Below are 14,912 nucleotides of genomic sequence, written 5' to 3'. Positions count from 1 at the left end.
TGCGCCTCAGCCGTGCCGGCGCTTTCTTTCGAAGCGGCGGCGGCAGGCAGCCCCGCCGCGCCGCTTCACCTCACCACTTCACCCGCACACCCGCAGCCGCATTGATCGAACTGCCTACGCGCGCATCGCCACCCGAAGCCCACTGCTTGCCGAGTTCGCCGTAGAGGCTCGTGCGCTGGCTCACCGACAACGTGAAGCCCGCGGCCAGCTCGGTGCTGGTGCCGCCGATCGGCGCACCCACCGGCGTGATCGCCGCCGGGTTCACGAAGCGCGCAACGTCGTTGCCCTTGGCACTGCGATAGACGTTCAGGCGCGCATAGGGCTGCAGCGTGCCGGCGCCGGTCGCGAAGCTGCCCTTGATGCGCACGCCCGCACGGCCGATCCAGCCGCTGTCGGCGTCCTGCTGCACGAGCGCGCCCGGAATGGACACGTCGTCCAGCCGCAGCCGCTGGTGGATCAACTGCAGTTGCGGTTCCACTGACCAGCCGCCCGAGCCGATCGCAAACGCCTTGCCCACTTCGATCGATGCCAGGAAGCTGTTGCCCTTGCCCTCGACGCCGCCGCTCAACAGCGGCTGCACCGTGTAGCGATGACGGCCGGCCTGCAGCACCGCGTCGGCATAGAAGCCGTCTTCGGTGGCGAAGGTGCCGTAGAGGCCCAGGTACTGGCTGCGCAGGTCGTTGCGGCCGGTGGGGGTGTTCAAAAGCCCGCTGCCGAAGCCGCTCGTGCGGGTGTCGCCGTCGAGCTGGCCCACGTAGATGCCGGCGCGCCAATCCGGGTTGGCCCACAGGTCGGTGCCGGCCTGCAGCCCGGTCAGGCGGCCCTCGCTGTGCGGCGAGACGGTGCCGCCCTGGCGGATGTCCATGTCGGTGGAGATCAGCCGGCCCCAGGCGCGGCGGTAGCTGCCGTCGGTGCCTGGCGTCGCTCCGGCACCGCTGCTTGCACCGCCGCGCACATCGTCGTCGCCGACGCGCTGGCTGCGGCTCGCGAGCATGCCCAGGTTGCTCTGGCGCAGCTGGTTCGGCAGCGCCGCGAACAGCGAAGCCTCGGCGCGGTAGGTCGGAAGTCCGGTGCCGCCGGGATTACCGGGATTGCCCGGCGTACCTGGTTCGGCCTCGGTGCGCAGGTACCAGTTCTCGCCGCCACCGCTGGCGTCGCCCGCGTGCAGCCGGTATTCGAAGGCACCGGCGTCGACATGCCCGCCTGCGAGCACGAAGGCGTCCCTGGTGGTCTGCGCGGTGGTGGTCGCACCGTTGCGCGCGTTCACCACCTCGATGCCCGCGCCGCTGGTGCGCGCACCCAGGCCGCCGATGTTGGCGATCTGCACGCTGGTCCTGCCGCTGGCCGCGCCGCCATCGATCACCAGCCGGTCCGATGGCCCCGCGCCGCCGTTGAGCACGGTGCCCAGCTTCAGCACGCCGTTGTTGCCGACGTAGTTGCCCTTGACCGTCAAGGTGGTGCCGGGCGCGGCGCCCGCCAGTGCCACGGTGCCGCTGTTGGCGAGGCCGGCCACGGTCTGGCTGAAGCCCGCGAGGTCGAGCGTGGCGCCGCTGGCCACCACGGCGCTGGAAGCCGCGCTGAAGGCGTTGGCCGCGCCGGCCTTGAGCGTGCCCGTGGCCACGCGCGTCTCGCCGCTGTAGCTGGCCGTGCCCGCGAGCGTGAGCGTGCCCGCGCCGACCTTGACCAGCGAACCGCCGCCGCCGGTGATGGCACCCGAGATCGTGCTGTCGCTGCCGACAGCGCCGGTGGTGAGCGCCTTCGCGCCGAGCACCACGTCGCCCGCGCCGCCGAGCGCGCCGATGCTCGCGCCGGTGGTGGCCAGGTCGATGCGCACCTGCGCGCCGGCGGCGTTGGTCACGGTAGCGCTGGCGGCATTCGCGCCGTCCTGCAGCCGCAAGGTGCCCTGGTTGGCGATGGCGAGCTTGCCCGCATCGGCCTTGCCGCCGAACTGCAGCGCCGCGCCCGAGGCGATGCTCACCGCGCCCGTGCCCAGTGCGCCGCTGGTGTCGGTGGCGAGCGTGCCCGCATCGACCAGCGTGCCGCCGCTGTAGCTGTTGACGCTGGCCAGCGTCAGGGTGCCTGAGCCGATCTTGCGCAGCTTGCCGGTGCCGCTCATCGCGCCCGCGTAGATGCCGGCGGTCTTGTCCTGGTCGAACGCGACCTCGGCGTTGTTGACGATGGCGCCCTGCAGGCTGGTGGCGCTGCCCTGCAACACGCCGCCCTTGACGGTGGTGCCGCCGGTGTAGGTGTTGGCACCGCCGAGGATCAGCCGGCCCGCGTCTTCCTTCGAGAGGCCGCCCGTGCCCGAGAGCGCGACATTCATCGTGGCGGTCATGTTCGCGCCGGCGGCCGTGCCGTCGCCCACGCGAATCACGGAGTTGGCGTTGTCCAGCGTGATGCCGTCGCCCTGCACCGTGTAGCCGTCGACCGCGAACTGCGCGCCGGCGATGCGCACCGCCCCGCCGCCGCCATCGACCGTGACGGTGCCGGCCTTGCCGCCGAACACGGCGAACTGGTTCTGCGCCCAGTTGGCGTTGAGCTTGCCGTCCATGTCGGTCCAGCCATCCTGCGAGGGTTGCGGGCTGCCCACGCGCCAGGTGCCGTTGCCGCCGGCCACCTGGCCGTCGTTGTATTTGCTGCTATCGCCGCCGTCCCAGAAGTTGAGCGACAGGCCCGCGCGGTTGACCAGGTTGACCTGGTTCGCCACCGAGGTCTGCACCTGCAGGTCGGCCAGCTTGGCGCCGGTCGGCGCGGTGCCGATGTCCAGCCCGTTGTCGGTGAACGTGCCGCCGTAGCTCATGAGGCGATACAGCCCTGGCCCGAAGGTGCCGCCCGCCGACTGCGCGATGTTCAGCGTGCCGTCCAGTTGCAGGTTGCCCGTGACGTTGATCAGGTCGTTGAGCGCGCCGCCGGGCACGCCGGCCTGGCCGAGTTCGTAGTTGAGCGTGGCGCCGCCGGCCAGCGTGAGCGCGCCGAGCGTCAGCGTGCCGGGGCTGTTGCCCGCGGCGAGGATGCCGCCCTTGGCGATGGTGACCGCGCCCGCGATGCTGCCGCTGCCCGCGAGCGTGGCGCCCGACTGCACCTGCACGCTGCCGGTGCCCGTGCCGCTGCCGCTCGTGTTGTTCACGCGCAGCGTGCCGGCGGCCACCGTGGTGGCGCCGGTGTAGGTGTTGGCGCCTGTCAGGGTGAGCGTGCCGGCGCCGACCTTGACGACCGAGCCGCCGGTGCCGCTGACGGTGCCCGACAGGGTGTTGTCGCCGCCGCTGCCGCCCAGCGTGAGCGCCTTGGCGCCGAGCACGACATCGCCCGCGCCGCCGAGCGTGCCGAAGCTCACGCCGGTGGTCGCCTGGTCGATGCGCACCTGGGCGCCGGCCTGGTTGATCACCGTGGCCTTGTCGGCCGAGGCGTCGCCGGCAAAGGCCAGCACGCCGCCTGCGGCGTTGGTGATGGTCGATGCACCGGCGCTCGACTTGTCCTGCAAGCGCACCGTGCCCTGGTTGCCGATGGCGGTGGTGCCGGCATCGAATCCGCCACCCAGTTGCAGCGTCGCGCCCGTGGCCACGTTCGCCGCGCCGCCGCCCAGCGCACCGGTGACGTCGGTGGCCAGCGTGCCCGCATCGACGAAGGTGCCGCCCGCATGGCTGTTGGCCGCACCGAGCCGCAAGGTGCCCGCGCCGGTCTTGCGCAGCTTGCCGGTGCCGCTCATCGTGCCCGCGTAGGTGCCGGCGGTCGTGCCCTGGTCGAACGCGACTTCGGCGTTGTTGACGATGTCGCCCTGCAGGCTCGCCGCGCCGCCCTGCAGCACGCCGGCCTTGACGGTGGTGCCGCCGGTGTAGGTGTTGGTGCCGCCCAGCACCAGCGTGCCCACGTCTTCCTTCACGAGCCCGCCGGTGCCGGTGAGCGCGACATTCAGCGTCGCGCTGCGCGTGGTGTCGGTGCCCGAGCCATCGCCCACGCGCACCACCGTGCCCGAGGCGCCGAGTTCGATCGCGTCGCCCTGCAGCACATAGCCGTCGGCCGCGAACTGCGCACCGGTGATGCGCACCGTGCCGCCCGCGTTGCTGACGTTGACCGTGCCGCCCGTGCCGCCGAACACCGCGAACTGGTCCTGCACCCAGGCCGCGTTGATCTTGCCGTCGGCGCCCGTCCAGCCATCGCCCGGCACGCCCACGCGCCAGGTGCCCGAGCCGCCGGCGATCTTGCCGTCGTTGTAGTTGCCGGCGTCGCCGCCGTCCCAGAAGTTCAGCGCGAGGCCCGCGCGGTTGACCAGGTTGATCTGCTGGGCCACCGAGGTCTGCACCTGAAGGTCCTTGGACGCGACCGGCGCGCTGCCGATGTCCAGACCGTTGTCGGTGAGCGTGCCGGTGTAGTCGATCAGGCGGTAGATGCCCGCGCCGAACACGCCGCCCTTGGACTGCGCCACGTTGAGCGTGCCGTCGAGCTGCAGATTGCCGTTGACCTTGACCAGGTCGTTGAGTGCACCGCCGGCGGTGCCGGCCTGGCCCAGGTCGTAGTCGAGCACCGCGCCGGCGGCGAGATTCAGGCTGCCCGTGGTGAGCGTGCCGGCGCCGCCGTTGCCGGCCGACAGGATGCCGCCCTTGGCGATCGTCACCGTACCAGCCACCGCGCCAGTGCCGGCCAGCGTTGCGCCGCCCTGCACCTGCACCGCGCCCGTGCCGGTCGCGCTGCCGCCGACGTTGTTCACGGCGAGCGTGCCGGCCGCCACCGTGGTGCCGCCGGTGTAGGTGTTGGCGCCGCTCAGCGTGAGCGTGCCGCTGCCGACCTTGACGACCGAGCCGCCCGTGCCGCTGATCGTTCCCGACACCGTCGTGCTGGTGTTCAGCCCGCCCGTGGTCAGCGCCTTCGCGCCGAGCAGCACACTGCCCGCGCCTTCGAGCGAGCCGATCGACAGGCCCGCATTGGTGAGGCTGCCGATGCGCAGTTGCGCACCCGCGTTGTTGACCACGGTGGCCTGGTCGGCGCTCGTGCGGTCGGAGAAGCTGATCGCCCCGCCGCTCTCGTTGACCAGCCGCGCCTGCCCGGCGCTCGCGTCGTCGAGCAGGTCGATGCGCCCGCCATCGAAGTTCGTGATCTGCGCCTTGCCCGCGCTCGCGTTGAACCACAGCGTGGTCAGGCCGCCGCGGTTTTCGATCACCGCGTTGCCCGCGCTGGAGGTGTCGCGGAACTCGACCGAGGCGCCCTTGTTCGTCGTGATGGTCGCGTTGCCGGCCGAGCTGCTGTCGCGGAACGCGACGAAGCCGCCGTTGTCGGTCGGCGCACCGCCGCGCGCGGCCACGGTGATGGCGAGCTTGCCCGCTTCGGCCGTGTTGGCGAAGGCCAGCGATGCGTTGTCGGCCACCGACACCGGTCCGGCGCCCAGCGCGCCCGTGACCAGCGCCTCGAGCGAGCCCGCCGCGACTTCGGTGCCGCCTGCGTAGAAGTTGGCGGCGCCCAGCTGCAAAGTGCCCGCGCCTGTCTTGCGGAGGCTACCCGCGCCGGTGACCACGCCGTTCAGTGCCAGCGTGCGGATCGGGTCGATGTCGAAGGTGTCGACGCCTGCGCCCAGGCTCACGACACGCGTGCTGGCGGTGTCGCCGGTCACGCGCAGCGTGGCGCCGCCTTCGAGCGCAAGGCCGCCCGCGGCCGTGCCGAGGTTGGCGTCGGAGGCGATCTGCAGGATGCCTGCTTTGACCAGCGTGCCGCCGCTGTAGCTGTTGATGCCGTCCAGCACCAGCGTGCCCAGGTCTTCCTTGACCACGCCACCGGTGCCGGTGAGTTCCGAGGCGATCGTGGCCGTCATGCCCGCGCCGGCCGCGGTGCCATCGCCCACGCGCACAGTGGTGGCTGCGTTGGCCAGTTCGATGGCATCGCCCTGCACGCGGTAGCCGTCGGTGGCGAACTGCGCGCCGGTGATGAGCACCCTGCCGCCGAGTCCGTCGACGCTGACGGTGCCGGCCTTGCCGCCGAACACCGCGAACTGCCCCTGCGCCCAGGCGGCGTTGATCTTGCCGTCGATGCCGGTCCAGCCGTCGCCGGGTGTGCCCACGCGCCAGGTGCCGCTGCCGCCAGCCACCTGGCCATCGTTGTACTTCGTGCTGTCGCCGCCGTCCCAGAAGTTGAGCGACAGGCCCGCGCGGTTGACCAGGTTGACCTGCTGCGCGACCGAGGTCTGCACCTGCAGGTCGCCCACGGCGCCCGGCGCGATGCCGATGTCCAGGCCGTTGTCGGTCAGGCCGCCCGTGTAGCTGATGAGCCGGTACAGGCCCGCGCCGAAGGTGCCGCCCGCCGACTGCGCCACGTTGAGCGTGCCGTCCAGTTGCAGGTTGCCGTTGACCTGGACCAGGTCGTTGAGCGGACCGCCCACGGTGTTGGCCTGGCCCAGTTCGTAGTTCAGCACCGCGCCGTCGGCCAGGTTCAGGCCGCCCAAGGTCAACGTGCCGGGGCTGTTGCCCGCGGACAGGATGCCGCCCTTGGCAATGCTCACGGTGCCCGCGATGCTGCCGTTGCCGGCCAGCATCGCGTTGCACAGGATCTGCACCGCGCCCGTGCCGGTCGCGCTGCCGCTGGCGTTGTTCACGTTCAGCGTGCCGGCTGCGATCGTGGTGCCGCCGGTGTAGGTATTGGCACCGCTCAACGTGAGCGTGCCGGCGCCGACCTTGACGATCGAGCCGCCCGTGCCCGAGCCCGGCGGCGCGAAGATGCTGCCCTTGTCGCTGACGGTGCCCGAGATCGTGTCGCTGTTGCCCAGGCCACCGAGCGAGAGCTGCGTGGCGCCCAGCACCACGGCGCCCGCGCCCGAGAGCGAGCCGAGCTCCACCGCGGGCTTGCCGCCCGTCGCGCCCGACACGTCGAACGTGGCGCCCACGGCGTTTGTGACCGAAGCGTTCGTGCCCGTCGCGGTATCGACAAAGCGCACAACACCGCCGGCCGTGTTGGCGATCTGCGCGCCGCCGGCCGTGGACTTCTGGCTGAAGACAACCAGGCCGTTGTTGCCGTTCGTGAACGTTGCCGTCCCAGCGCTGGCGTTCTCGAAGAAGTTGATCGCGCCGCCGGCGTTCGCGATGGTCGATGCACCGGCGCTCGAATCGCCGCTGAACTGCAGGCCGTTTGCGCCCGGCGTCTGCCAGCCCGCGCCGTTGAGCGTGATCTTCGAGGCGGCGGCCGTGGCGCTCTGCGAGAACGACAGCGTGTTGCCGCTGTCCGTGCTCGCGGCGCGGCCCACGGTGTATTCGTTGCTGCCGGCGCTCGCCGTGCCGAGCAACGACAGGAGCGTGCCGTTGCCCTGTTGTTGCACTGCGCCGCTGCCCAGCACGCCGCTCGCGGTGGTGGTGATGCTCGCGCCGTCTTTCAGCAGCGTGCCGCCGCTGTAGCTGTTGGCCGCCACAAGGCCGAATGTGCCGCCCTTGCCGGTGATGGTGAGCAGGCCAGTGCCGGTGATGGGGCCGCCCACGCCGTACAGGCTGTTCGACAGATCGATGGTGCCGCCGCCCGCGCCCAGCGAGAGCGCGCGCATGCTGAAGAACGGCGCGGAACCCGTGGCGATGCGCAGGGTGCCGCCGTCCAGCGCCAGGCCCGTGCCGTACGCGCCGAGGTTGGCGTCGGCCGAGATCTGCAGGATGCCGCCGTTGACCGTCGTGCCGCCGGTGTAGCTGTTGGTGCCGGTCAGCACCAGGGTGCCGCCCTCTTCCTTGACCAACCGGCCCGTGCCGCCGATCGCCGCGTTGATGGTGGCGGTCATGCCCGCGCTCGCGGCGGTGCCGTCGCCCACGCGCACCGTGGTGTTCGCTGCGCTGATGGTGAGCGGGTCGCCGTTGACCAAGTAGCCGTCCACCGCGAACTGCGCGCCGCCGATGCGCACCGCGCCGCCCGCGCTCTTGTTGTCGACCGTGACGGTGCCGGCATTGCCGCTGAAGATCGCAAAACCGTCCTGCTGCCAGCCCGCGTTGAGCTTGCCGTCGATGCTGGTCCAGTTGGCGGTCGAGCCACCCGCGCGCCAGGTGCCGCTGCCGCCGGCGATCTTTCCGTCGTTGAAGTTCGCCGGATTGCCGCCATCCCACAGGTTGAGCGTCGCGCCGTCGAAGTTGACCAGGTTCACCTGGTTGGCAATGCTGGTCTGCACCTGCAGGTTCTTGCTGTCGGTCGGCGCGGTGCCGATGTTCAGGCCGTTGTCGGTCAGCGTGCCGGTGTAGTCGATCAGACGGTACAGGCCCGCGCCGAACTTGCCGCCGGCGGACTCGGTCACATTGAGCGTGCCGTCGAGCCGCAGATTGCCGTTGACATGGATCAGGTCGTTGAGCGCACCGCCCGCCACGCCAGCCTGGCCGAGCTCGTAATTCAGAACGGAGTCGGGGCCGAGCCTCAGTTCGCCGACGGTCAGCGTGCCCGCAGCGCCATTGCCCGGCGACAGCAAGCCCGTGCCCACGGTCACCAAGCCAGCAATGCTGCCGCTGCCGGTGATCGCTCCGCCTGCCTGCACCCGCACGGGGCCACTGCCGGTGGCGCTGCCGAGCGGATTGACGACCGCTAGCGTGGTGCCCGAGACGATCGTGATCCCGCTGTAGGTGTTCGCCCCGGCCAGCACCACCGCCCCGGGGCCGGTGAGCGTGAGCGCGCCGCCGCCGTCGATCGTGCCGGTCAGCGCCAGCGGATTCGTGCCGTCCACGTTGAGCGTCGTGCCGGTGCCCAGGGTCACGGCGTTGCCCAGCACGGTGCCTGGCGCGCTGGCCCGCAAGGTGGCGCTGCCGGTCACCGCGAGTGCGCCTTGGCCCAGCGCGAAGTTGTCGCCGACGTTCAGCGTGCCGCTCTTGAGCGTGGTTCCGCCGGTCCAGAAGTTGGCGTTGGCCAGCGTCAGCGTGCCGCTGCCGCTGCCGCTGTACGAAAGGGGGCCGGTGCCCGAAATGACCGCGCCAAGTCGGATGTTGTTCGCGCCGCCGATGTCCAGGCCCGCGTTGAGCACCACCGCGTTGCCCAGGTTCACGTCCGCGCTCGCGTCGAGCGCGGCGTTGCCGTTCACCGTCAACGTGCCCAGGCCCAGCGAAGTGTTAGTGCCCACGCGCAGCGCGCCGCCCTGCAGGTTGACTCCGCCGAAGAAGGTGTTCGCACTACCGAGCGTGAGGCGGCCCGTGCCGTTTTTCGTCAGCCCGCGCAGGCCGCCGATCGCGCCGTTGAGCGCGAGGTCGTTGCTGCCGCCGATGGTGAGCGCCGCGTTGAGGTTGAGGTTGTTGGTCAGGCTGACCGTCTTGTTCGAATCGAGCGAACTCGCACCGCTGACCGTGACGTTGCCGAGGCCCAGCGCGGAATCGTTGCCCACGGTGAGCGCACCGCCGCCGATGTTGAAGCCGCCGGTGAAGGTGCTCGCACCGTTGAGCGTGACGCCCGGCGCGCCGGCCAGGCTGATGCCCCCCGCGCCGCTGATGGCTCCGTTGAGCGTGAGCGCGCCGCCGCTGCCGCCAGCCCCGAAGTTCAGGGTGCTGTTGAGCACCACGTTGTTGGCGAGCGCGACGCCGGCCGCGCCGGTCATCACGGAGGCGCCGTTGATGGTGAGGTCGCCGGTGCCGAGCGCCGTGTTGCTGCCCACGTCCAGCCTGCCGCCGCCCAGCGTCGTGCCGCCGCCATAGGTGTTGCTGGCGGCCAGTGCAAGGTTGCTGCCGTTCACCGTCAGGCTGCCAGCCCCCGAGATGACATTGCCGAAGGTCAGCGTGCCCGTCCCGTCGAGCGTCAGCGCGCCGTTGAGCTGCACCTGGTTGTTGAGCGTGCCGGTGAAACCGGTGTTGAGCGCGACATTGCCGCCGACCAGGAACAGGCCCGTGCCGAGCGCACTCGCGTTGCCCAGCGTCAAGCCGCCGCCGTTGAGCGCAAAGCCACCGCTGAAGTTGTTGATGCCGTTCAGCGTGAGCGTGCCGGTGCCGTTCTTGATGAGACCGGCGCCGCCGCTGACGGTGCCGCCCAGCGTGAGGTCGTTGGCGCCCTGCACGACGAGGCCTCCGATGAGGTTCACGTCCTGGGCTAGCGTGAGACCGCCCACCAAAGCCTCGATCGCGCCGCCCTTGCCCGTCAGCGTGCCGGTACCGAAGGCGCCTGCGTCGTCGAAGAGCGCGACGCCCCCATTGAGCATGGCGCTGCCGCTGGCCACCGCACCGTTCAGCGTCCAGGTGCCGCTGTCGACCTGGAGGTTCTCGAAGTTCAGGTACTGGCTGGCCGCGATCGTGCCCAATCCGGCGTTGCCCGAGCCGGGACCGTTAGCCACGTTGCGCAGCGTCAGCGTGTCGGCCCCGCCGACGCCCGCGTCCACCGTGCCGCCCGTGGCAAAGGCGAGCGACGTGCCTGCCGGTGTCGGCACCGCGATGCCGGGCAGCGGAACCCCTCCGCTGCTCACGCTCGAGCCGGTCACCGCGATGAAGGTGTCGCTGCTCGCGCCGGCGCCCAGCGAGACGCTGCCGTTGATCGTGCCCGCATTGACGAAGCGGTTGCCGCCGGTGGCCGCGCCCTCGAACGCGATGCGGCCGGTGATCGTGCCCGTTTTCGCGTTCGTGAAATCGACGTTCCCCCCGCCGTAGATCCCGATGGCCATGCCGTTGGCCGGCGTCAGGAGTCCGAGCGGCGCCAGTCCGATCACGCCCGCGTTGTTGACCGTGGTCGTGCCCTGGTTGGCAATCACCATCGCGGCGCCGTTCAGGCTGAAGGTGCCGTTGAAGGTGCCTTCGATCGAGCCCTGGTTGTTCACCGCCAGCGCCCCGCTGCCGGGCGTGAGGAGATTGCCCATGGCCAGCGCGCGCGCCAGGACCAGCGAACCGGCGGCATTGGCGTCGATGGCGCTCAGGTTGGTGAGCGTGACCCCCGTGCCGCCCAGCGTCATCGCGGTGCCGCCCGGCAGCGTGCTCATGATCGCGCCAGGCTGCACCGTGACATTGAGGTTGTTCGCGTTGCTGAGGAAACTGTTGGGATTCGGCGGCAGCAGGATCGGCACGCCGGTGCAGCTGACCGCGTCGCCGTCCGCCGGCGCAGCAGGTGCGCAAGCGCCCCACGCGGGCAATGTCATGGCGAAGCCGGTGGCGGCAAGCAACGACCCTGCGAGACGTGCCGTGCGACCCGCGCGCCGGCTGGTGCTTCGCTTGCCGCGCGCACACGTCGCTTCAGAGACAGCCACCCATGCGCCGATCGCGGCGTTCCAGATCGTCTTGTACGCAGTATTCATCGACGGTTCTCCTCCGTAGGCAGCGAGCAGAAAGCGCTGCATTAAAAATCCAATGCGGCCGAGGACCCAGGCGCACCGGGGCGCTGCCTGTCGTACTGCTGTTCATGGGTCCCCTCCTGCCACGCCATCGCAAGGAGCGCATGGCATGTGCGGCATCGCTGCGCTGCCGCTTCGAGCGAAATTCTCAAGCTCGGCTCTCTTATTTGCACCTTACATTTTCTTGCAACAGAGTCTGTTGGCACCTACGGAAAACAGTGGTTTTGCCGAGAGAAAACCGGCCGGACCCGCGCGTGGTTCCAGGCTTGCGGTGATGCGTAAAAGCGGCGTCGCCACGAGCACCTTGCTTTTTTATTTCATCCCGCACTGACAGCATTCCGACAGCCACCTCCGGGCACGATGCGACCTTCCCCAAAAAATCACGGAGACGCATTCATGCACGCCAAGCCCTTTTCCCTGCCCTCCAGCCGCCGCCAGTGGCTGCAATCCGGCTCCGCCCTCGCCTTGGGCGGCCTGCTGCCCTCCCTGGCCTCGGCACAGGACGCCTGGCCCAGCAAGTCGGTGCGCTTCGTCGTGCCCTTCGCACCGGGCGGCAGTTCGGAAATCGTCGCGCGCTCCACCGCCGCCGAGCTCTCGCGCACGCTCGGCCAGAGCGTCTTCGTGGACAACAAGCCGGGCGCCGCCGGCAACATCGCGATGAGCGAAGTGGCACGCGCCACCGACCAGCACACGCTGATCCTCGGCCACATCGGCACGCTGGCCGTGAACCCGTACATCTTTGCCAAGCTGCCCTACGACCCGAACAAGGACTTCAAGCCCGTGAGCCTCCTGGCCAAGGTGCCGAGCCTGTACGTGGTGCACCCCGATGTGCCGGCGAAGAACCTCAAGGAATTCATCGCCTACGCCAAGTCGAAGCCGGGCAAGCTGAGCTATGGTTCCGCGGGCAACGGCAGCGCGGGCCACCTGGCCTTCGAGTACCTGAAGATGACCGCCGACGTGTTCATGCTGCACGTGCCCTACCGCGGCACCGGCCCGATGGTCACCGACCTGCTCTCGGGCCGGCTCGACGCCTCGGCCATCGGCGCGGCGGCGATCATTCCGTTCATCAAGGCCGGCAAGGTGCGCTGCATCGCGACCGGCTCGGCCAAACGCCTCGCGCAGTTGCCCGATGTGCCGACCGTCGCCGAGCAAGGCTTCCCCGGCTTCGAGATGACGCAGTGGTACGGCATGCTCGCGCCCGCCAACATGACGCCCGCGAACCTCGCCAAGCTCTCGGCCGAGACGATGAAGGCGGTCAAGTCGCCCGACTCGATGCAGCGGCTCACGGCCGATGCGGCCGAGGCTGCCGGCGGCACGCCGGAGCAGTTCGCGCAGTTCATCGCGGCGGAACAGGCGCGCTGGCAGAAGGTGATCGCAAGGGCAAACATCAAGCCGGACTGAGCCCCGCAGGCTCAGTACGCCGCCCCGGAGATTTCGAAACATGACGAAAGCGATGGATTCGCGCCGAGGGCAAGGCGCAAACCGCAGCGATACCCGCAGGTATCGCGAGGATTTGCAACGCCGCCGTCGGTGCGAAGACGCGCTTTCGTGTTTCGAAATCTCCGGGGCGGCGTACTAGCATCGGCGCCATGCGCATCCTGCTGGCCGAAGACGAACACACCCTGGGCACCTGGCTCTGCAAGGCGCTGGAGCATGCGGGCATCCAGGTCGAATGGGTGGACGACGGGCGCCTGGCCGACCGCGCGCTGCAGCAGCGCGACCACGATGCGCTGGTGCTCGACCTGGGCCTGCCCGGCATGGACGGCCACACGGTGCTGCAGCGGCTGCGCGAACGCGACCAGCGGCTGCCGGCGCTGATCCTCACGGCGCGCGACTCGCTGAACGAGCGCGTCGCCTCGCTGAACGCGGGCGCGGACGACTTCCTTGCCAAGCCCTTTGCGCTGGCCGAGCTCGAAGCGCGGCTGCATGCGCTGGTGCGGCGTGCGCGCGGCGTGGAGCATCCGCGTCTGGCATGCGGGCCGCTGGTGTACGACAGCGCGCGCCGGCAGTTCGTGCTGAACGGCGAAGCGCTGGCGCTCTCGCCGCGCGAGCAGGCGGTGCTGCGCGCGCTGGTGCAGCGCAGCGGCGAGCCGTTGTCGAAGCAGCAGATTCTGGAACGCGTGTTCTCCGACGATGAGGAGGTGCACCCCGAAGCGGTCGAGGTGTTCGTCTATCGCCTGCGCAAGCGGCTCGATGGCACCGGTGTGCGCATCGTCACGCTGCGCGGCCTGGGCTACGTGCTGGAAGCCGACTAGGTGCGCGCGATGCCGAGCTTCCTGCGCCGCGCGAGCCTCTGGCAGCGGCTCGCGCTGCTGCTGTTTCCTGCCCTCTTGGTAGTGACCGGCCTCGAACTCTGGATGACGCGGCACGACGCGCTCGCCGCCGCCAACGCGGCCTACGACCGCTCGCTGCTGGGCGCGCTCAAGTCCATCGACGCCAACATCTCCACCGCATCGGGCGGTCTCTCGGTCGAGCTGCCGTACACGATGTTCGAGTTCTTCGAACTCACGGCGAGCGGCCAGGTGTTCTTTCGGGTGGCGACTTCCGACGGCCTCGTCGAACTCGGCAGCGCCGATCTGCCCGCGCCGCCCGCCGAACTGAAGATGGGCGTGCCGGCCTTCTACGACGCAACCTACTTCGGCGAGGCCGTGCGGCTCGCGGCCTACCGGCGCGACCTGGACCGTGCACCGGCCGGCAGCACCGGGCGCAGCGTGCTGATCCAGGTCGGCGAGAGCACGCGCTCGCGGCAGGAGTTCACGGCGCGCTTCGTGCGCAGCGCGGCGTTGCGCGACGGGCTGGTGCTCGCGTTGCTGCTGTGCGGCACCGCCATCGTGCTCGCCGCGGCGCTGCGGCCGTTGTCGCGGCTCGCGCGCGAGGTCGAGGCGCGCACGCCCGACGACCTGACGCGCATCGCCGCGACCGACCTGCCCGCCGAAGTGCGACCGCTGGTGGATGCGGTCAACCAGCAGATGTCGCGCACGCAGGATCTCGTGACGCAGCAGCGGCAGTTTCTGGACGACGCCTCGCACCAGTTGCGCACGCACCTCACGACGCTGCAGATGCAGGCCGACTACGCAAGGCGCGAGGAAGACCCCGCGCAGGTGCGCGCCGCGCTCGATGCGCTCGGCATCGAGATCGGCCGCGCGACGCGCAGCGCACAGCAACTGCTTGCGCTCGGCCGCAGCGACACGGTGGCGGTGGAGCCGGCCGAGTTCGACCTCGCGGCGCTGCTGCGCGAAGTGGCGATCGACCTGTTGCCGCTCGCGCGCGCCAAGCGCATCGACCTGGGCATTCATGCGCCCGCGCCCGAGTTCTTCGCGGTCGCGGACCGCGGGCTGCTGCGCGAGGCCTTGAGCAACCTCGTGGCGAACGCGATCACCTACACGCCCGCCGAAGGAACCATCACCCTCTTTGCTGCGGGCGATGCCGCGGGCTGGAGCCTCAACGTCGAGGACAATGGCCCGGGCTTGAGCGACGAAGAACGCGCCGCGCTGGGCCAGCGCTTTCGGCGCGGCGCGCGTGCGGGCAAGGGCGGCTTCGGTCTCGGGCTGGCGATTGCGCGGTCGATCGCGCAGCGGCACCGGGGCGAACTGCGGCTCGAGGCGCGGGAAACCGGCTCAGGGCTGCATGCCATCATCTGGTGGCCCCGGCCGGCGGCCAGCTAGCGGCGCAAATTTCATGC

The 14,912-nt window shown here is 70.4% G+C and carries 5 protein-coding genes; 4 read left to right on the top strand and 1 reads right to left on the bottom strand.

Annotation, left to right across the window (positions count from 1 at the left end; genetic code table 11):
* Window positions 1–70 precede the first annotated feature (70 nt).
* A complete protein-coding gene (locus QF040_RS02230; RefSeq protein WP_429609633.1) occupies window positions 71–11,194 on the bottom strand; it encodes an autotransporter-associated beta strand repeat-containing protein in 11,124 nt (3,707 codons plus the stop codon).
* Between the two features lie 145 nt (window positions 11,195–11,339).
* Between QF040_RS02230 and QF040_RS02225 the strand changes: the two genes are divergently transcribed.
* The 4 genes from QF040_RS02225 to QF040_RS02210 all read left to right on the top strand — a co-directional run bounded on the left by QF040_RS02225 (window position 11,340) and on the right by QF040_RS02210 (window position 14,895).
* Window positions 11,340–11,561: a hypothetical protein gene (locus tag QF040_RS02225; protein ID WP_429609632.1), complete on the top strand. Its 222-nt coding sequence runs from the start codon at window positions 11,340–11,342 to the stop codon at window positions 11,559–11,561.
* Between the two features lie 65 nt (window positions 11,562–11,626).
* Entirely contained in the window at window positions 11,627–12,631 is a 1,005-nt protein-coding gene (locus tag QF040_RS02220; protein ID WP_429609631.1) for a Bug family tripartite tricarboxylate transporter substrate binding protein, read from the top strand.
* 188 nt (window positions 12,632–12,819) lie between these two features.
* A complete protein-coding gene (locus QF040_RS02215; RefSeq protein WP_429609629.1) occupies window positions 12,820–13,485 on the top strand; it encodes a response regulator in 666 nt (221 codons plus the stop codon).
* Between the two features lie 9 nt (window positions 13,486–13,494).
* Window positions 13,495–14,895 carry a sensor histidine kinase N-terminal domain-containing protein gene (locus QF040_RS02210; RefSeq protein WP_429609627.1) on the top strand — a complete coding sequence of 467 codons (1,401 nt, stop codon included), beginning with the start codon at window positions 13,495–13,497 and terminating at the stop codon, window positions 14,893–14,895.
* Window positions 14,896–14,912 lie beyond the last annotated feature (17 nt).

Origin of the sequence: Variovorax sp. W2I14 (genome assembly GCF_050435205.1) — a bacterium.
Classification (GTDB): domain Bacteria; phylum Pseudomonadota; class Gammaproteobacteria; order Burkholderiales; family Burkholderiaceae_C; genus Variovorax; species Variovorax paradoxus_C.
This window is presented reverse-complemented; position numbering and strand designations above follow the sequence as displayed.